This window comes from Bacillus sp. BD48 (genome assembly GCF_046566805.1).
Classification (GTDB): domain Bacteria; phylum Bacillota; class Bacilli; order Bacillales; family Bacillaceae; genus Bacillus; species Bacillus safensis.
Map to the genome: position 1 here is coordinate 835,327 of NZ_JANGFM010000002.1, position 19,551 is coordinate 854,877.

The 19,551-nt window shown below is 41.8% G+C and carries 18 protein-coding genes; 15 read left to right on the forward strand and 3 right to left on the reverse strand.

Features of this window, described 5'->3' with window-relative positions:
• Positions 1 to 99: 99 nt before the first annotated feature.
• Together ald and adeR are read right to left on the reverse strand one after the other, a co-directional pair.
• Positions 100 to 1,236: an alanine dehydrogenase gene (ald, locus tag ACLGGR_RS09195; RefSeq protein WP_142945102.1), complete on the reverse strand. Its 1,137-nt coding sequence runs from the start codon at positions 1,234 to 1,236 to the stop codon at positions 100 to 102.
• A gap of 110 nt (positions 1,237 to 1,346) precedes the next feature.
• Positions 1,347 to 2,576: a sporulation transcriptional activator AdeR gene (gene adeR, locus ACLGGR_RS09200; protein WP_048237340.1), complete on the reverse strand. Its 1,230-nt coding sequence runs from the start codon at positions 2,574 to 2,576 to the stop codon at positions 1,347 to 1,349.
• A gap of 406 nt (positions 2,577 to 2,982) precedes the next feature.
• On the opposite strand from adeR, the gene ACLGGR_RS09205 reads away from it, so the two are divergent.
• From ACLGGR_RS09205 to ACLGGR_RS09240, 8 genes are all read left to right on the forward strand, one after another.
• A complete protein-coding gene (locus ACLGGR_RS09205) occupies positions 2,983 to 3,276 on the forward strand; it encodes a WXG100 family type VII secretion target (protein WP_003213769.1) in 294 nt (97 codons plus the stop codon).
• A 95-nt stretch (positions 3,277 to 3,371) separates the two neighbouring features.
• Positions 3,372 to 3,611, forward strand: a complete 240-nt coding sequence (gene yukD, locus ACLGGR_RS09210; protein ID WP_003213579.1) for an ESX secretion system protein YukD — start codon at positions 3,372 to 3,374, stop codon at positions 3,609 to 3,611.
• A 14-nt stretch (positions 3,612 to 3,625) separates the two neighbouring features.
• Positions 3,626 to 4,939, forward strand: coding sequence for a type VII secretion protein EssB (essB, locus tag ACLGGR_RS09215; protein WP_410972938.1), 1,314 nt, complete (start codon positions 3,626 to 3,628; stop codon positions 4,937 to 4,939).
• 51 nt (positions 4,940 to 4,990) lie between these two features.
• Positions 4,991 to 9,466, forward strand: a complete 4,476-nt coding sequence (gene essC, locus ACLGGR_RS09220) for a type VII secretion protein EssC (protein ID WP_410972939.1) — start codon at positions 4,991 to 4,993, stop codon at positions 9,464 to 9,466.
• Entirely contained in the window at positions 9,463 to 12,360 is a 2,898-nt protein-coding gene (gene esaA, locus ACLGGR_RS09225) for a type VII secretion protein EsaA (RefSeq protein ID WP_410972940.1), read from the forward strand. Before essC ends, esaA begins: the two co-directional genes overlap by 4 nt.
• Positions 12,350 to 12,835, forward strand: a complete 486-nt coding sequence (essA, locus tag ACLGGR_RS09230) for a type VII secretion protein EssA (RefSeq protein WP_142945098.1) — start codon at positions 12,350 to 12,352, stop codon at positions 12,833 to 12,835. Before esaA ends, essA begins: the two co-directional genes overlap by 11 nt.
• Before the next feature lie 99 nt (positions 12,836 to 12,934).
• A complete protein-coding gene (locus ACLGGR_RS09235; protein WP_410972993.1) occupies positions 12,935 to 13,678 on the forward strand; it encodes a (S)-benzoin forming benzil reductase in 744 nt (247 codons plus the stop codon).
• 144 nt (positions 13,679 to 13,822) lie between these two features.
• Complete coding sequence (locus ACLGGR_RS09240; RefSeq protein ID WP_024423336.1) at positions 13,823 to 14,356, forward strand: HD domain-containing protein; 534 nt, start codon at positions 13,823 to 13,825, stop codon at positions 14,354 to 14,356.
• On the opposite strand, the gene ACLGGR_RS09245 is transcribed toward ACLGGR_RS09240, so the two are convergent.
• Positions 14,353 to 15,840, reverse strand: a complete 1,488-nt coding sequence (locus ACLGGR_RS09245; RefSeq protein WP_410972941.1) for an esterase/lipase family protein — start codon at positions 15,838 to 15,840, stop codon at positions 14,353 to 14,355. The genes ACLGGR_RS09240 and ACLGGR_RS09245 overlap by 4 nt on opposite strands.
• A gap of 176 nt (positions 15,841 to 16,016) precedes the next feature.
• Here ACLGGR_RS09245 and ACLGGR_RS09250 point away from each other — a divergent pair, with 176 nt between their 5' ends.
• The 7 genes from ACLGGR_RS09250 to ACLGGR_RS09280 all read left to right on the forward strand — a co-directional run bounded on the left by ACLGGR_RS09250 (position 16,017) and on the right by ACLGGR_RS09280 (position 19,540).
• Positions 16,017 to 16,253 (forward strand): YuzF family protein, encoded by a 237-nt coding sequence (locus ACLGGR_RS09250; RefSeq protein WP_142945095.1) that lies wholly within the window; start codon positions 16,017 to 16,019, stop codon positions 16,251 to 16,253.
• 183 nt (positions 16,254 to 16,436) lie between these two features.
• The gene (locus ACLGGR_RS09255) at positions 16,437 to 17,540 is read left to right on the forward strand and encodes an AI-2E family transporter (protein ID WP_410972942.1); all 1,104 of its coding nucleotides are present in this window, start codon (positions 16,437 to 16,439) and stop codon (positions 17,538 to 17,540) included.
• A gap of 66 nt (positions 17,541 to 17,606) precedes the next feature.
• On the forward strand, positions 17,607 to 17,828 hold the full coding sequence (locus ACLGGR_RS09260) for a spore germination protein (RefSeq protein ID WP_003213446.1): 222 nt from the start codon (positions 17,607 to 17,609) through the stop codon (positions 17,826 to 17,828).
• A 98-nt stretch (positions 17,829 to 17,926) separates the two neighbouring features.
• Complete coding sequence (locus ACLGGR_RS09265; protein ID WP_098677646.1) at positions 17,927 to 18,148, forward strand: spore germination protein; 222 nt, start codon at positions 17,927 to 17,929, stop codon at positions 18,146 to 18,148.
• Between the two features lie 96 nt (positions 18,149 to 18,244).
• Positions 18,245 to 18,493 (forward strand): YueH family protein, encoded by a 249-nt coding sequence (locus tag ACLGGR_RS09270; RefSeq protein WP_024423330.1) that lies wholly within the window; start codon positions 18,245 to 18,247, stop codon positions 18,491 to 18,493.
• Positions 18,494 to 18,520: 27 nt separating this feature from the next.
• Positions 18,521 to 18,928: a YueI family protein gene (locus ACLGGR_RS09275; RefSeq protein ID WP_142945092.1), complete on the forward strand. Its 408-nt coding sequence runs from the start codon at positions 18,521 to 18,523 to the stop codon at positions 18,926 to 18,928.
• Positions 18,929 to 18,988: 60 nt separating this feature from the next.
• Positions 18,989 to 19,540: a cysteine hydrolase family protein gene (locus ACLGGR_RS09280; RefSeq protein WP_024425949.1), complete on the forward strand. Its 552-nt coding sequence runs from the start codon at positions 18,989 to 18,991 to the stop codon at positions 19,538 to 19,540.
• Positions 19,541 to 19,551 lie beyond the last annotated feature (11 nt).

A 19,551-nucleotide genomic window follows, 5' to 3' on the forward strand; every position in this document is an offset into this window, starting at 1 on the left:
TATCTGTACAAATAGATTAAGGGGAAGAGTGATTTTTGTCAACTTGTTTTTATTTTAGGTTAACAATAAAACCCGCCCATCAATAGGGCAGGTAGTTGATTAAGCTTCGGTCATAAAAGAGGCATCGATGGCTTTGCTGACAGGTACGTAATCATAGCCGAGATCACGAGCGACCGCTTCGTACGTGATATGCCCGTTCATGACATTGACACCTTCTGCGATGGCATTGTTTTCTCTAATGGCTTTTGCAGCGCCTTTATTCGCAATTTGCAGTGCATATGGAACAGTCACATTCGTTAAAGCTACAGTGGATGTCCGCGGAACCGCGCCTGGCATATTAGCGACAGCATAATGTAAAATGCCGTGTTTTTCATAAGTAGGCTGATCATGGGTTGTGATATGATCAATGGTTTCAACAATGCCGCCTTGATCAATCGCTACATCCACAATGACAGAACCAGGCTTCATTTGTTTCACCATTTCTTCTGTCACAAGCGTTGGCGCTTTGGCACCAGGAATCAGCACAGCACAAATGAGAAGGTCTGCCTCACTGACTGAATCTGCAATATTGACAGGATTGGACATTAACGTTTTCATTTGATGTCCAAATTGGTCGTCCAGCTGACGCAGGCGTTCTGCGTTTACATCAATCAGGGTGACATCTGCGCCAAGACCGACCGCCATTTTCGCTGCGTTTGTTCCAACAACACCGCCGCCAATAATGGTGACCTTTCCTCTTGATACCCCTGGTACCCCTGCAAGTAAAATACCCTTTCCGCCTTTTGGCTTTTCTAAAAATTGTGCACCAATTTGAGCGGCCATTCTGCCTGCCACTTCCGACATAGGTGTGAGAAGAGGGAGTGATTTTCCGTCCGTTACTGTTTCATAAGCAATGGCTGTCACACCTTTTTGTTTCAATGCTTCAGCCAAGGAGGGCTCTGCGGCAAGATGCAGGTACGTAAATAAGATGAGTCCTTCTCTGAAATAAGGATATTCCTCAGGTAATGGTTCTTTTACTTTCATGATCATTTCAGAAGATGCCCATACATCTTTCGCCTGATCAAGAATTTCTGCACCAACAGATACATAATCGTCATCAGTGAATCCGCTTCCAAAACCAGCGTTTGTTTCAATTAAAATCTGATGTCCAGCTGAAAGCAATTGAGAAGCTGCTCCTGGTGTTAATGCCACTCGGTTTTCATTGTTCTTAATTTCTTTCGGAATGCCGATGATCATGTTTATTCCCCCTATGCTTATCTATTGATATTGTATGTCTAGTGTATCCTGAAAGTTTAGAAAATTCTTCGGTTGAAATAAAAAATAAAAAAACGCCTCTTTGTGAAATTTCACAAATGGACGTTTTTTAGCTTCATATCAAGGTAGATCGTCATTTTCTCATTCATGTTTTTTAAATCAATTTCTGCGATGTCTGTAATCCGTTTTAATCGATAATTCAAGGTATTGATGTGGATGTTTAATTGCTTTGCGGCAATATTGGCATTGCTGTCACAGTCAATAAACCGTTCAAGGGTTTCGACGAGGTTGGAATGATGCCTTAGGTCGTAATCCTCCAGCTTTGATAAAGAGTAACTGGAGTAAGAAGAGCCCTTTCGCTTCTCAGCAAGCACATCAAGATATTGATAAATGCCTAGTTCGGAAAAGCTGTTTAAACGTTCTGTTTCAACTGGAAAGCGTTCTTTCGTTTTTAATACAGCAAGTGCTTCTTTATAGGAAGGCTGAATATGTGAGATGTTATCGTAAATTCCTCCAATCGCTGCTTGAACATGCTGAATATGATACCTGTCCGCCAGCTGATGCAGCATGCCGCTTGTGAATTGTTTAATATCTTGAAGCGGATGTTCTGTTTTTGGTGAGACAAGAATAATGAATTCGTGAAAATCAACAGTCGTTAACAGTACCTGTACTTGCTGTGTTGTTTCAAGCAGATAGGACAGCTTTTTTTCTGTCTCCTCTGTGAGTTCATCACGAAGACGGAAGATGATGATGGCATATGTGTCTGGACATCTGATGCCAAGTCTTAAAAATAGGTCAAGCATCTCATCCTTCTCATGAATATGCCCCGTGAGCATCTTCCAGAAAAGCTCCTGATTGCGTTCTTCTGTTTTCGTTTTTCGAATTTGTAAATTGAGTAATTTGTTTTTCACGGCATGTGCTGCCATTTTGAGAAGGTCCATTTCTTCTTCTGAAAAAGGCTGTGCGGATTCAATCGCCCAAATAAATCCGAGCACTTCTTTGTCCTTCCAGATGGAAATGGCGACCCTGCTAGATAAACCCACCTCTGCAATTTGAGGGACACGAAGCGGTTCATCTGTTTTAAGGAGTGTAGGAATGATGCCGTCCTTCCAAAGCCGATTGATGACTTTTTCCGGTACTCGGCGGGAGATAATGGTTGAAGTTCTGGCGGGATCAGTAAAATCATTGTGTGTGCTATATGCCAATAATCGATGATGAGTATCTTCTATAGTAATAGGGCAATTGAGCACATCACTAATTTGGTCTGCCACATCCTCTAAACGATCAAGACTATACTTAAACGGATCTGTCTTTTTTGTCATAAAAAACCCCTGCTTTTTCGAATATTTCACGTACTTACATTATGAAGAGAATGGGGTACGTAAATCAACAAAAAACTGCCATAAACTTAAAAAAACAAAAAGTGTGAGAAGCAAGCACATGGATGTTGAAGCACGTTGAAAAAGAAATAGTACAATAATAATGTAGTAAAAAATCAATAGGCGGAAAGGTTCATCGAAGTGGGTGGACACTTATTAAGAATATATGACCAAAAAAATGTTAAATACTAGATAAAAAGCGAAAAAACAGTAATTCTATAGACTCATTTTGTAAAATAAAAACAGATTTGTTTGACTGTGTATCATTTCTGTTTTTATAATAATAACGTCAAAAAATAAGTGGATTAGCCCATTATATGGCGGCTATGCACGGGAGGTAATGAGGAATATGTCAGGAATTATTCGCGTAACCCCAGAAGAACTAAGAGCGACCGCTAAGCAATATGGTGTTGAAAGTCAAGAAGTGTTAAACCAAGTTGATCGTCTAAATAGAATGATCTCTGATTTAAAAGGAATGTGGGAAGGTGCTTCTAGTGAAGCATTTGCTGATCAATACGAGCAGCTTAAGCCTTCATTTATCAAAATGTCTGATCTATTAACAGATGTCAGCAATCAGCTTGATCAAACGGCAAATACACTTGAAAGCACTGACCAAGACATCGCAAGCCAAATCCGCGGCTAATCAAAGGGATTTCCTTTCTAAGTGTGAAATGCAGAAAAAGCGCCGAGTCTGTCAATGGATGCCGGCGCTCTTTCTATTTTGTGAGGTGGAAATTTGTGTATATCGATATTACCATCGACTTAAAAAATTATGATGGCAGTGTGTTTGATTTGAGACTATCAAATTATTTACATATTAAACAAGTCATCCATATCGCCTGGCAGGCAAAACAAATCTCACTTCCAAAGCGAGAAGGCGGATGGGTGCGAGTAGTCAATAAGAAAGCTGTGTTTTCAGGCGAATATAAGCTGTCAGACTGTGGAATTACCACAGGAGACAGGCTGGAAATACTATGAAAGGACTTTTGTAAATGGCAGATAAAAAGAGTTCCTATTTAGAAGAACAATTAGAAGCAGTCATGAAAAAAGAGGGAGGCACCTATACCTTTATTTTTCAAAAAGAGACGATTAAACTCTTAGACGGTTTAGAAGCGGCACCGATCAAAGACATCAATCCTTCATTTCAGAAAGAGATTCAATTAACTGAAGATGAGGTCATCATTTCTATACAACCGCCTCCTGCCTATCAGGAATTTCGTTTCATCCATGCAAAGGATGAAAAAAGCAAATGGATTTTTTCATACCAGCTTGTCGATGCAGTTCTTAAACACGACGTGAAGCGGCTGCATCCTATTGTTTCTCCTGAAAACATTGTTTTTCATCAAGGCTTAGCTCCTGCATTTTTGCATTATGGGGTTAAAGAAAGCATCCCGCCATATGAAACCGATGAGCATCGCCTGTTAAAAGAGGTGAAGGCCGTCGTTCTTCGAGTGGTTGACCATGAATATCAATTTCAAGAATATGTGGCTTACAATGAAACGTTGAAATTATCTGAGCTGGCAAAAGAAATCAGTGAAACGAAGTCGCTGGAAGAATTGTCTGCCTTGATTCAGCAAAAGATTGAAGCAATCGATAAGAAAGAAAAAACGCTCTTAACCATTCCTAAAAAGAAATGGAAGATTGAGCGATACATCGGACTAGGTCTACTTGTCCTGTTAATCCCTGCTTTGGTGTACACCATTTACACCTTCTTTTTTGCCATGCCAAAACAAGAAGCGTACGTCGAGGCAAACAAATATTATCTCAACAAGCAGTACAGTCAAGTGGTGGATACGTTAGAGAAATATCCAGCCAATCAAATGCCAGTCTCTCTTCAATATGAACTGGCCATTTCGTATGTACAAACGAATCAAGGCAGCCTCTTACTTGATCAGCATAAAAAAGAAATCACAGAAACGTACACATTACAGACAGATCCGCAATACTTCCTATTCTGGATTCATATTGGACAAGGCAATAGCAAGGAAGCACTCGATATTGCACGGGTGCTTGGAGACGACAGGTACATATTTACGGCACTCGTCGCCTATCGTAATGAAATTCAAAACGATGACAGCCTTTCTGCTGAAGAAAAACAAAAACAGCTAGATCCGATCATTAAGGAAATGGCGAAATATGAAGAAAAAGAAACAACGGAGACAAGCACGAGTGACTCCTCGGGCGCAAGCCAAACAGATGAAGCTACTGAACAAAAAGAGCAGTCAAAAGCCGATCAAGAGAAACAAGAGAAAGAATCTGAAGCGAAAAAGAAAACCTCTCAGACGAAAAAAGATGAGAAGAAATAATTCTTTCGATACAACTGACAGTAGGTGCTGTCCCACGAGGAGGTGGAGCGTTTGAGTCTTCTTTGGGTTTTTTATGAGGAGGATTATCAAACCGTCCGTTTAGATGAGCAGTTCAATCGAGAAGCTCTGATTGGACCTGAAATAGAGCATACGGTGACAATCCCTTCACTTTCGTTTGATGAAGGGGCAATTCGTTTATCACCTGATGAACCGAATGATGGTTTTTATATTTATCAGGGAGATGAGAAGAAAGGAAAATTACTTCCACATGAACCATATCAGCTTGGTTCACTCACACTTATTTTAATGGATGCACATCATGATCAGCATATTTATTACCTAGGAAATAGAGTCGAGCTGTCTTTTTCACGTGAGGAGAAAGATGAAATTGATGTGTGGAAAGAACAAGCTCATTCCATGTTTCAAGATGCCAGCCAGTTCACTTTAGAGAAAATAGAAGGAACATGGTATGTCATGCCTCAGGACGAGACGATTTACGTGAACGGAAAGAAAATCCACGGTCCAGAGAAGATTTATGCCGGAGATGAGCTGTTCTGGAACTTTCTGACGGTGATATTTAAAGATGATGATTTATTACAGGTGACAGCATACGAACCCTTTCAAACACGTTTGGAAAAAACAAGACCGCCAAGCACAGAGACAAAACAAAAATACCCTTCATACAGACGTACACCGCGTTTGATTTATGATTTACCAGATGACCGGGTATCCTTTAGCTTTCCTTCGCAGGAGAGTGAAAATAACAGCAGAGGGCTTTGGCTTGTCGTCCTGCCGCCGCTTGTGATGCTCCTTGTAATGGGGATTGTCGCCCTTATCCAGCCGCGCGGAATCTTTATTGTCGTGTCGATGGCGATGTTTATCATGACGTTAATTACATCGTCCGTTCAATACTTTAAAGAAAAATCACAGCGCAAAAGACGAGAAGAGAAGCGGCAGCGAGTCTACTCTCTTTATTTAGAAAATAAACGGAAAGAGCTGCAGGAGCTGTATGACCGCCAGCAATATATTTTGACGTATCATTATCCATCATTTGAACAAATGAAGTATTTAACATCAGAAATCAGCGGCCGCATTTGGGAAAAGACACTTGTAAGTGACGACTTCTTGCATCTGCGTCTTGGAACGGGAGCAGTCCCATCAAGCTATGAATTATCGATGAGCGGCGGCGATATGGCCAATCGAGATATTGATGACTTAATGGAACAAACGCAGCACATGCAAAAAGTATATCGTGAAGTGAAGAATGTCCCGATTACATTCGGTCTTGCGGATGGTCCAACAGGATTAATTGGGAAGCCTGCGATTGTGAAAAATGAGCTTCATCAGCTTGTCGGACAGCTTGCTTTCTCACACAGCTATCACGATTTGAGATTTGTTTTTATCTTTCATGAGCAGGAGTATGAGAATTGGGAATGGATGAAATGGCTTCCGCACTTCCAGCTGCCTCATACATATGGCAAAGGGTTTATTTACAACGAGCAAACACGCGATCAGCTGTTGTCCTCAATCTATGAAATTTTACGTGAGCGTGATTTAGAAGAAGAAAAAGAGAAGAAAATCTTTACGCCTCATTTTGTGTTCATCGTGACAAACCATGAGCTCATTGCTGAGCATGTGATTTTAGAATACTTAGAAGGCAGCCGGACAGACCTTGGTATCTCCATTCTCTTTGCTGCAGAAACAAAGGAAAGCTTAGCTGAAAATATCTCAACGCTTGTCCGTTATATTAACGAAGAAGAAGGAGATATTCTCATTCAGCACAAGAAGGCGGTACGAATTCCGTTTCAGCTTGATACACATCAGCGCGGGGACAATGAACTGTTTGCCAGAACACTGAGAACATTAGACCATCAAGTCGGTATGACCAATTCGATTCCTGAAACGGTCTCATTCCTTGATCTTTTTCATGCCAAACAGGTGGACGACATTGGCATTCGTGAAAAATGGCTGACTTCAGAAACGGCCAAATCATTATCAGTGCCAATCGGTTATAAAGGGAAAAACGACATTGTCGATCTGAACCTGCATGAAAAAGCACACGGCCCGCACGGATTGCTGGCGGGAACAACGGGATCAGGGAAAAGTGAATTTTTACAGACATATATTTTATCGCTCGCTGTACACTTTCACCCGCACGAAGTTGCTTTCCTGTTGATTGACTATAAAGGAGGCGGAATGGCGCAGCCGTTCCGAAATATTCCTCATTTACTTGGAACGATCACCAATATTGAAGGCAGCAAGAACTTTAGTGAAAGAGCGCTTGCCTCAATTAAAAGTGAATTGAAGAAAAGGCAGCGGCTGTTTGATCAGTATCATGTGAATCACATCAATGATTATACGAAGCTCTACAAGGAGAAAAAGGCTGAGCAGGCAATGCCTCACTTGTTCTTAATCTCTGATGAGTTTGCTGAATTAAAAAGTGAAGAGCCAGACTTTATTAGGGAGCTTGTCAGTGCTGCACGTATCGGCCGAAGCCTCGGGGTCCATCTCATTTTGGCTACCCAAAAGCCAGGCGGAGTCATTGATGATCAGATTTGGAGTAACTCCCGCTTTAAGGTCGCACTAAAAGTGCAAGATGCGTCAGACAGTAAGGAAATTTTGAAAAATAGTGATGCAGCGTCCATTACCATCACAGGCCGCGGTTATTTACAAGTTGGTAACAATGAAATTTATGAACTGTTCCAATCGGCTTGGAGCGGTGCACCATATATGGAAGATGGCTACGGCTCAGAAGATGACATTGCCATTGTGACAGATACTGGTCTTATTCCGTTATCAGGGGTAAGCACAGAGCCAGCAGTGAAAAAAGAGACAGTGACGGAGATTTCCGCTGTTGTAGATGAAATTGAACGTATGCAGCATGAGCTTGGAATTGAGAAGCTGCCAAGTCCATGGCTTCCACCGCTTGAAGAGCGGATTCCAAAAACGCGTTATGCGTCGAGTGAAGAGCATGTCTTCCATTTTGCACTTGTCGATGAACCAGATCAGCAAAGCCAGCATCCACTTTCTTATCAAATGATGGAAGATGGGAACATTGGCATCTTCGGTTCCTCCGGCTACGGCAAATCACTTGCTGCTACAACACTGCTGATGAGCTTTGCGGAGAGGTATTCACCTGAAGAATGGCATGCATATATTTATGATTTCGGAAACGGAACATTGCTTCCGTTAGCCAAACTGCCACATACGGCGGATTATTTCTTAATGGATCAGATGAGAAAGATCCAAAAATCAATGAAGCGTCTGCGGGAAGAGGTTGAATATCGCAAGCGGTTATTCAGACAGCAAGAAATGAGTCATATCAAAATGTACAACGCCTTAAATGAGAAAAAGCTTCCGTTCATTTTTATCGTGATTGACAACTTTGACATTGTCAAAGACGAAATGCATGATCTCGAATCTGAATTTATTCAGCTGAGCCGTGACGGACAATCACTAGGTATTTATTTCTTGATTACAGCGACCCGGGTAAATGCAGTGCGTCAATCGCTGATGAACAATCTGAAAACAAAGATTGTCCATTACTTAATGGATCAAGGAGAGGCGTACTCGATTATTGGCAGACCGAAATTTAGTTTAGAGCCGGTCCCAGGCCGAGTCATTATTAACAAAGAAGAGCTTTATTTTGCGCAAATGTTCCTGCCAGTTGAAGGAGAGAACGATCTCGAATTGTTTGAGCATTTGAAACAAGAAATACAGCTTCTTCATGACCGCTTTGAAGCGGCTGAAAAACCAAAGCCTGTGCCAATGCTTCCTGATAAGCTGACAGTTTGGGAGCTTGAGAGTCGTTTAGATGAACAAAAACCGCCTTATGATATTCCAGTCGGATTAGATGAGGAATCTGTGGCACCCGTTTATTTTGACTTGAAAAAGAATAAACATTGTCTCATCATCGGTCAAACGCAGCGCGGGAAAACAAATGTGACAAAACTGATGCTTGATCAGCTTTTAGTGGCAAAGCCTGAAAAGCTGGCTGTCTTTGATTCAATTGATCGGGGTCTATCTCATTATGCAAAAGAAGAGAACATCGATTACCTTGAAACAAAGGATGATATCACCGAATGGGCAGAAGAAATAGACCGCTTATTCAAGGTGCGGGAAGAGATGTACGTCGAAGCTGTACGCCGAGGGGAGACCGATCAGCTGTCATTTCCCCAAATTGTGCTTGTGATTGATGGCATTACGCGTTTTCAGCAGACGATCGATCCGCGTCTTCAAGATCAATTGGCTGATTTCATGAAGTCATATGCGCACCTGGGCTTCAGCCTGATCGCATCAGGGAATCATACCGAGTTCAGTAAGGGCTATGATGCACTCACAAACGAAATCAAACAAGTTCGTCATGCCATGTTACTCATGAAAAAATCAGAGCAAAACATCATACCGCTTCCGTATGCAAGACAAGAACCAGAGATTCAGCCAGGCTTCGGCTATTTGGTTGAAAACGGGAAAGAGAAGAAAATCCAGGTTCCTTTATGTGCGGTAGAAAGGAAGAGTGTTCAATGACAGAGCAGCAAAAAAGCTCCATCAAAATCATCTCCACCATGATATTGATTCTTGTGCTGCCGGTTTTATTTTTCCACCTGATTGGAGATGACCCGGCAAAACAGAAGAAGAATGCCACCCGTAATATTGCGGTGGTCAATGAGGATATGGGAGCGAGCGAAAGTGAAAACACAGCTCGTTTCGGACAGGATGTTGTGGCAGCATTGTCAGAGCGTCCTGACTATACATGGACTGTAGTGAATCGCAGTGCGGCGGAAAATGGACTGAAAAACAGAAAGTATGACGCTGTCCTCTATATTCCGTCTGACTTCTCTAAAAATGTGCTGAGCTATGATAAAGACCATCCTGAAAAGGCGTCCATTCAATTTTCGATTCAAGATCAGCTCAATGCAGTCAATAAAGAGAAAGTGCAAAGAGAGCTGGAAAATGCACAAAAGAAAATGAATGAACAAATGTCGACGCTATACTGGAGTTTTGTATCACAGGAAATCGGCAATGTAAGAGAAGAGTTTGAGCATATTGTCGGCAAAGAAGTCGAATTCCAAAACACGATGTACAACTTCTATAAACCGAACTCAAACAAACTATCAGATGCCGTACAGCAGCAGAAGAAACAAATAGAAGAATTAAAAAATGCGATGGCCGATTCACAGAAACAATATAAAGACGGCTTGAGTACAACAGAAGAAGCAAAGAACCAGTTAAAGGATTTTGTGAAAGTAGTCGATCAATACCAGCAGTATCAAGACAAACAAAAGGATCTCTTGATCAAAGCGCAATCAACAAGCCAAAAGCAAATCCAGCAAGGGCTCAAACAGCTCGCTGACATTCAAAACCAAAATGCCCGAAGCTTTAGTGATCAAATGGGCGGACTAAAAACAGACATCAACGGGGTACAAAGTCAGCTGAAAACAACTGACAGCGCCATCCAATCTGTTCAAAAGTCGAGAGAAGACGCTATTCCTAAGCAATCAACGGGATTAAAGGAACTTGTGAAGACGTCTCAGGAAGAACTGATTAAAAAGTATGAAGAGCGTTACTTAGAAGATTATCGAAATAAAATATCAGCCTTGCAGACAAAGCTATTGGCAAAAAGGCAAGAGTTAATGGACGAGCCGGAACCGCCAGCTGACTCTGATGAAGACGGGCAGTCAGATCAAGATAATGAAAACCCAGAAGAGATTGGGATTAACCTAGATGAAGAAACAAATGAGCTCTCGCAAATTTCAATAGAAATGAACGACCTTGCGGATCAATTAGGAGAACAGGAGACACCGCCTTCGACTGAAGATGGGGAAAAAGGTGAAAGCGGTGAAAGTCCTGCTCAGCCAGATACCAGCAGCAAGAATTCATCGCAGGATGACCTAAAAGCACTCTCAACTCGCTTAGATGAAGTGAAAAAGAAAATTCAAGAAAAAGCTGCGACTCATAATGATGATTTGAAAGACAAAGTGAGTCAAATGAGTAAAGAGCTTGAGAGTCTGACGAAAAAAGTAGATAAACTTGAAAAGATGATTCTATGGTTACAAGATCGATATAACGTCATTCCGAATGAAATCAAAAATCAAGAATCATCCATTGTAAGCAAAGTAAAAGAGCTGAAGCGCAGGAACTCACCGATTAGTAATGCCTTTAGCGATCATCTTTTTGAGAAAAAGTTCGAAACAAAATCAACAAGAACTAAAAAATTAATGGACTATTCAAATCAACTCTCTCAGCTAGAGCTGATGATTGCAAATGTCTATCAACCATCTAATAACTCTTCTCTATATGACACAAAAGAAGAGAATATCCAGTCCATCCTCTCCATCAAAAAAGAAGAAACAGAAAACTGGGATACACTCAAAAACCAGATGCTGACATCAAACGATGATGTGTCTACTTTTATTGATGAGATGCAGAAGTTTTCAGATGGTTATGCGGAGTACATTACGACTCAGCAGGCAAGCATGGAACAGGAATTACAAACAATCTCCGAAAGTGCGGACAATGTAGCTGAGCAAATGGCTGATCAAGGGGATGCGGTGTATACGGCAGATCTTGCTGGCAGTTCAATTGTAGTCAGTGCACAGGATTCAATTGGTCAGGAAGTGCTTCGTCTTTCTGAAAATATGAGTTCGTTAACCGACCGCCAAAAAGGGGTGGCGGATTATACGAATAACATTGAAGAGAGTGTCACAACAGTTCAAGAAAAAGCAGATACGCTGAATGAAAACTGGAGCAAGAATGTCGACTCTACGAAGCTTGTTCAGCAAGATTTAAAGGGGATTCTAGGAAATACATTAAGTGATCAAGGCAACAGCAACTTTGTGTATAACCATTTAGCCAATCCACTGAAAATAAGCGGCGATGTGCCGGAAGAAAAAACGCAGACTGTACCGCCGGTCGTGATTTTGGTCATTGTGATGATCAGCAGTTTGTTAATTGGCTTTTTCAGTTCGTATTATGCGTCAGCTCCGATGCTGGTCAAAGGTGCACTGTTTGGCATTCTAAATCTATTAGTCGGACTCATGATCAGCTTGTTTGGACTAAACATTTACAAACTTGCAGATGATCAAGCCATTCAATGGTCGATCTTCACCATTTTGTTATTAGTGGCGTGCTCTGCCTTTATTCGCACGGCCTTCCTTTTCGGTTCCATTGCCGGATGGATGGCAGCAACGGCGCTTATTTTCTTCTTTGTCGCACCGTTAATTGATTTGGTGATGCCGAATTTCCACTTTACCAATCCAGTGACAGACGTGTACCTCTCGATCCAATATGGAAATGGGGACACCTTTGGAATGGGCGTCACAGGGTTAGTGATTTTAACTGTCCTTTTCATGGTCGTGCCGCTTGTGAAAAAGCTATGGAAAGATAAAACAGAGGAACGTGATGTGACTCATGAAGCTTAATCTATTCGTGAAAGGGGCGGTACTCGTTGCCGTTTCCCTTTTTCTTCTCATCCCTGCTGCTTTCGCTGCTGGTGAAGATACGGATACGAATGTCAAGCCGAATGAATATCAGGAAAAGGAGCTCAATATTAACTCGAGTATATTGAGGGATCAAACGAAATACGAACAAAGCAAAACGACGTCAAAAATCAAAACAGACATTCATTTTGCTGAACCGCCTAAAGCCCCGGGTGGATCTCTTTCTCCTCAGCTTTTTAGTGATCTAAAAGAGAACCCGCCCAAAACACCAGCTCGCATGATGAAAGAGATGAATATCTCTTTTAGTGATTCGGCTGTATCAGCACCTTCTGACGATGATCATGAGAAGCAGACATCGGCACTGCTTCCGATGATCTTTGGTTTCTTGATCGCCCTTGGTCTCGTCGTGATGATCATCCTGATTCCAAAGGTGAATGTGAAGGCTGAAAAGAAATAGTCTGTCTCTTTTAAAAGAGGCAGGCTTTTCTTTATGCAGATTGCTTGATGTCATACCGTTTCACTACGTAAAATAGTGTTATCAAGGGAGGAGATTGTCATTCGAATTTCAATCGTTACAGGCGGATCAAAAGGTTTTGGCCTAGCACTTGTGAACAGGCTGCTTTCACGCGGAGATCATGTGTACACAGCAGCAAGAAGTGCATCGCCGATATCCCATCCGAAGCTCACACATACTCAGGTTGACCTGACCGATGAAACGGCAGCAGCCAAATGGCTTCAAAATAGTCTCACGCCGCAAAATCTGGCAAATGCTGATGACATCTTATTCGTCAATAATGCAGGAATGGTCACACCTATCAAGCGCGTTGGACAAGGCGGACAGGATACACTTCATCAGCATTATACGTTGAATCTTGTCATTCCTGTTTTGCTGAGCCATGTGTTTGCCAAGCAGACTCAATCATATAACGGAAAGAAAACGATCGTTCATCTTTCTTCTGGAGCGGCGAAAAACCCGTACAAAGGCTGGAGTGCGTATTGCAGTTCAAAGGCAGGGCTCGATATGTTTATGAGGACTTTTCATGAGGAACAGCAGGACGAGGCGCATCCGATCAACACGTTTTCCTTTTCACCCGGCACGATCGATACAGATATGCAGGGGGAAATTCGGAAGTCATCAAAACAAGACTTTGAACAGATAGACCGTTTTCAGCAATTATATGAAACAGGCACGCTGAAGAGCCCAGATGAAGTCGCAGGTATTTTGCTCGATCTTTTAGCGGATGATCCAGCTGGCGGATGTGTCTACGATGCACGTGAGTATGTGAAAAAGCAGTCATAACGACTGCTTTTTTCGTATTGTACAAGCAAAAACAGCTCATTTAACATAAGCTATACTAGAGACTCATAGAAAATATAACAGAACATTTGAGTTTCTTTTCAGAATATGTTAGGATGCTAAAAATATAGATAAGGAGGGGTTTCCATGAGAAAGGTTACATTAATGGATGTTTACACCCATCCAGTCGCTCAAAAATATTTAAATCGGTCAGGAAAAGCCCATGCGATTGCTTGTGCTTATCACGCATTCAAACTGGCGGTGCAGGCTGGAATTAATCCAGATCTCGCTGTGAAAGCAGCCCTCTTGCATGACATCGGCCACTATGAATGGTATACAGCTGGCGGAGAATGGGATTACGAGACATATAGACGGAATGATATTCATGCCATTAAAGGCGCAGAGCGGGCTCACAAACTGCTCATACGCCTCGGTGAGGAACCAAAGGCAGCCAAAGATATTGCGCTTGCGATTCTGCTTCATACAGATTCATATTTGCCAGAGGGCGACCTTCATAAGGACACACTCCAGCAAATCGTCAAGAAAGCAGATGAAATGGATGAAGAGCCTGGCGGACATCACCATTACAGACAAATAGACGAATCACTTGCAATGAAAAAAATCACGGAATTGGATCAAAAAGTGCAGCAGGCACTTCAGCCCATGAAACGCTCTGTTTAGTAAGGAATGTCTCCATGAATATTTCCATGCTGATCGACATACAATGTGCGAATAACGGTACGGTTAAATGCTGATGTACCTGATGCAGTGAGTCCGGTGTAATGAACCGTGACAGAATAAGCACCTTCTTTTTTCAATTGAACAGCTGATGAATCAGTTGTTTTGAGTGGATGATCTTTTTGGGCATCCTTAAAGTAAAAGGTTTCTACTTTCTTGCTTAATCGTTTAATCAGACCGCTTGAATGGGTCGATGCATCATCCCCTGATTTCGCTGCCTCTGCTTTGATTTCTTCATTTAATGGTGAATCAAAGGATACGAGCAGCAAATAAGGAGCCATTTTTCCTGAATTTGATCGAATCGTCCATTTTCCAGGAACGGGTTTATTGATTTGCACATGGTGCGAAAATGCGCCTTCATATGGGAAAGATGCTTCCGATGTCTTCAGATTTGTTAAGACGTCTCCATTTGGGGCGATGATTTCCGGCCGCGCCTCCTGCCTTTCATTTAACCACTGAATCGATAAGCCATTCGTTCCTTCCTCTACATAAAACGCTTCTGTTTTATCCTTTTCACTTTCTCCGCCTTTCACATAAACATCTGTATTCAGTTCAGTAGAGTTCGGGCTCTCTATATTTTCTTTTTCAGCGCTTGCGACATTTGCCAGCAGCTGATGCTGAAACACAGGGAACATGCTTGAGCCGTTTTTAATTGAGTTGTGATCCCATTTCCCTGTTAAAATATTGTTTGCATATGATAGTCTTGTGCTGCTTACTGTGACGGCACCATCATTTGCACCAAAACTCTTTAAATACATGCCGCCTAAATACAGCACCCCGCCAAATGTTCCCCATTCCGATCCCGAATACGTGACGTATTTATGAGGAAACTTCTCCAGCTTGTCGGTTTCACTTCGAAAAGCCGCCATGAGCCCCGTTTGCAAAGAATAGAGCGCGTCGCTTTTTTGTCCAAGAATTTCCGCGAGCCAGCTTCCGCCCTTGCTATACGCTAAATCTGCCAGCGGCGTCCCATAATGAGGGGAGCCGAGTGTGATGACCTTTTCCACATATGGATGGGCATTGTGATACACGAGTGCGGACTGTGTATCCACCCCGCCTTTACTATGACCAATCACAATCAGTTTTCGACCGAACACATCATAGATTTCTTTTAGTTTTTCTGCTAATAGTTTGCCATTCTTTTTCGTATCCTGATCTGGATACAAATCTATGAATGCGCTTTCGTATCCGTTCAGAACAGCTTGCTTTGCCATATCGTTTCGGTCGAACCATGTGGAGGAGGAGCTGTTAATGCCGTGTACAAAAACAAGTGGCGGTTTTGACTCGTCTTTTTGAACCGGCTCTTCTCCTTTAAACCACTTCCCTGGTGTCCCAGGTTCATCTCCAATTGTTCCTGCATACGCATAACTTGCAAAGGAAAAAAAGAGCATGACAGCAGCGATACAGATGAGTTTTTTCAAGAACATTCACCTCTTCAAATGATTTAAGTTGTTGGCAGCACCAATCTATTATACTTCCAAAAGATGTAAAAAAATATAAAATGTAAAAATATGGTATTTGGGTTGTGGGTTTGCCATGAGTGACATTCACATGGGTCATTGCATACGCTGTGGGTAAATACACAAGTAAAGGGGCAGGTAGGATGGCACAACAAGGAAGTCCGCAGCTTGTTTCATTAGTTGATCCATATGTTTATCAAACATTGCAGAAAGTGATTGGTATGAGATTAATTGTTCAAACAGTGAAAGATACGGTGCGTGGAAAATTGAAGGAAGTCATGCCGGATCATATTGTCATTGAGGCGGGGGCAAAGTCAGTTTTATATGTGCGGATCCAGCAAATTGTATCGGTGATGCCTGATCACAGTGAAAGAGTGTAACAAGCAGACGCATAGGTGTCTGCTTTTTTCATGCTTATAGAATGTATATCTGGAAAAAGTGCATGATATACCAATTGTTCTTTTTTTTACAAAAAATAAGGTTCTAAAACAAGAAGCAGTTGACAGAAGGTGGGTTGAATAGTAGTTTTTTAATAAGATCAATACGTAACAGGAGGAGCATCTTTGCTAAAATCTAAAGTTCATTTTTGGACATTCCAAATATTACTTGTTTTACTCATTGTTTATGTATCTACAAAGGTTTCGTTTTTATTTCAGCCGATTATTTTATTTGCATCAACCTTGTTTGTTCCTATCTTGCTGGCTGGAATTCTCTTTTTCATCTTTAATCCAATTGTTCGATTTTTGTCCAAGAAAATTCCTAGGACACTTGCTATCCTGATCATTTATCTCTTGTTCATCGGGCTCATCACGTTCATTGTGAATGCTGCGGGACCGATTATTGTCACGCAGGTAGGTGGACTTGTCAAAAGCTTCCCAGGTTATGTGACGGACATGCAGAAATTTATGAACGACTTCTCGCATTCTAAAACTTTTACTTGGATGATGAACCAAGATTATGTCTCCGTCTCGAAGTTTGAACAGTCAATTGTTTCGACATTAAAAGATTTGCCGGAAAACATTGCTTCAAGCATGTCTGCGGTGTTTGGCGTGATTGCCAATATTGCCTTAGCTGTGATCACCGTTCCGTTCATTTTGTTTTATATGTTGAAAGACGGACATAAGTTTCCGGACAAGCTCGTTCAATTTTTGCCAATGCCTTACCGTAAGGAAGGATTGAAAATCTTTAAAGAATTAAACGATACACTTGCGGCTTACATACAAGGGCAGATTGTTGTCTGTTTATTTGTTGGAGTGGCTTGTTTTATCGGGTACTTATTAATTGGTGTGAAATATGCGCTCATTCTCGGCATTATCATTGCGGTCACAAATGTGATTCCGTACCTAGGGCCATATCTTGGCGCGGCACCAGCTGTGCTTATTGCGTTTCTTGATTCGCCTGGAAAAGCGGTGGTGACAGTCATTGTCATTCTTGTCGTTCAGCAAGTTGATGGAAATGTCATTTCTCCATTGATTATTGGAAAACGCCTCAACACCCATCCTTTGACCATTATCCTGCTATTAATTGGGGCAGGAAGCTTTGGCGGAATCGTTGGCATGATCTTTGCGGTTCCTGTCTATGCACTGCTCAAAGCCATCACCTTGAATATTGTCAGATTGGTTCAGCTGCGTCAGCGGTCTCGTAAGGAACAGCATTTAAACGTCTAGGACAGATGCACACCTTTTCCCTTTTTGCATAAGATGATTGAGATAAGCAGATAGGGGGAGATTCTGATGCCTGCAATCGTTGGACCTATTCATATCGAGTCGCTAGGAGGAAACGGTGCAGCTACTTTCGGTGATGTCCTGGCCATTGCCCCTTTGGCTGTAGACCACTCTACTGGCGGTGCGGGAGCATTTAATTCAGGTGATTATATGTCGCTTACAAGTGATCCGAATGCCACGATGCTTTGGGACTTTACATTGTTTGGCCAGCCTCAATCATTTAACGCATAGAAAGACAGCTGATGATGAAAGATCAGCTGTCTTTTTTATTTTTCATACACGTATTTTTGAGCTGGGCATATGATGTGGGGAGAAAAGGTGGTGGAAAGATGCCAGCGATTGTTGGACCTATTCATATTGACCGTGTGATTGGAAATGGTTCTGCACATTTCGGTGATGTTTTTGCCATTTCGCCAAAAAGTGTTGATCACTCTGCCGGTGGTTCAGGTACCTATAATGCAGGGGACTTTGGCCAATTTATTAATAGTCCAAACGTTACGTTTGTGTGGGATATAGACCTGATCGGCCAGCAAAAGAGCTTTAATGCGTAGCCAGCTTTGAAAGGGAATTCCTTTTCAGAAGCTGTCTTTTTTTATGGTACAATGGATATGGATGTAAGAAGAAAAAAGAGGTGTGAACAGAGTCAAATGAAAATTAGAAAAGCACACATCACAAGCGGACAACCAAAGACCTACAATGTATATTTACATGAAAATAAAAAAGAATATAAAACGCTTGTTGCCGTACCTGACATTGAATGGAGTATTTCCATTGCGTATGAGGACGAAAAGGAGCAGCTCATCCATACGCTTGAACAATCCTTAATGGAAAGAGTAGAAACAGACGAAGCCCGTGACCTCGCACTCAAGATTGTTCACTGGGTCACAGAAATGTAAATTTAGAAACCAGGAGTGAAAACAGCGATGAAAGAAGAATCTGTAGACTTCTATTTGCAGCAAGGGATATTTGGACATGCTGAAACAAAACCAGATGAACGAAGAATGTTTCTTGGTTCATTAAGGGAACGAGCGCTTCTCGCCCTGACAAAGGGACAGGTATCAAGAAATAAACCGTATCAAGAGGTCGAACAAATATTGAAGGCCAATCGCCAGGCCACAGTTCTTTTAAATGGTGAACTTTCCTATGCTTCTTATTCTCAATATGTCAAAATGGCAAATGCTGCTGGATGTTCCTTTAAAGTGGTGAATCATCACGAAGCACACTCTCCTTTTGGTCTTGTCATAGAGATGCCTGGTGCGGTTAATCAGGAACACATCTATATAGAGGATGAGCTGTTTCAAAAAGCTTTTTCTCATGAATCTGTTGAATAGGTTTCCCTAGTGAAATGAATAAGCTATAATGATTCAAAAGAGCATATGGGAGAGATGCGGATGGGCAAAGCGTTGATTTGTATTGATTATACAGTTGATTTTGTTGCAGACGATGGAAAACTGACATGCGGAAAGCCTGGACAGGCGATTGAGTCTAAGATCACAGAGATCACTTCTTCATTTATTGATGAAGGCCACTTTGTCGTCTTTGCTGTCGATCATCATGAAGAAGAGGACCCTTATCATCCAGAGACAAAGTTATTTCCGCCCCATAATATTCGCGGAACAGAGGGTATTGAACTTTATGGACAACTAAGTTCACTATTTCACACGTCAAAACATTTAAAACATGTCTATTATATGGAAAAAACAAGATACTCTGCTTTTGCAGGCACTCAATTAGAAATGAAACTGCGCGAGCGCGGCATCACGGAACTTCACTTAGCCGGCGTATGTACCGATATTTGTGTACTTCATACAGCTGTTGATGCGTACAATAAAGGCTTTGAACTTGTGATTCACCAGAATGCTGTGGCGAGTTTTAATGAAGCGGGGCACGAGTGGGCACTTTCTCACTTTGAGCAGTCGCTTGGTGCGAAAGTGGTTAAGTAAGGGAAGGAGAA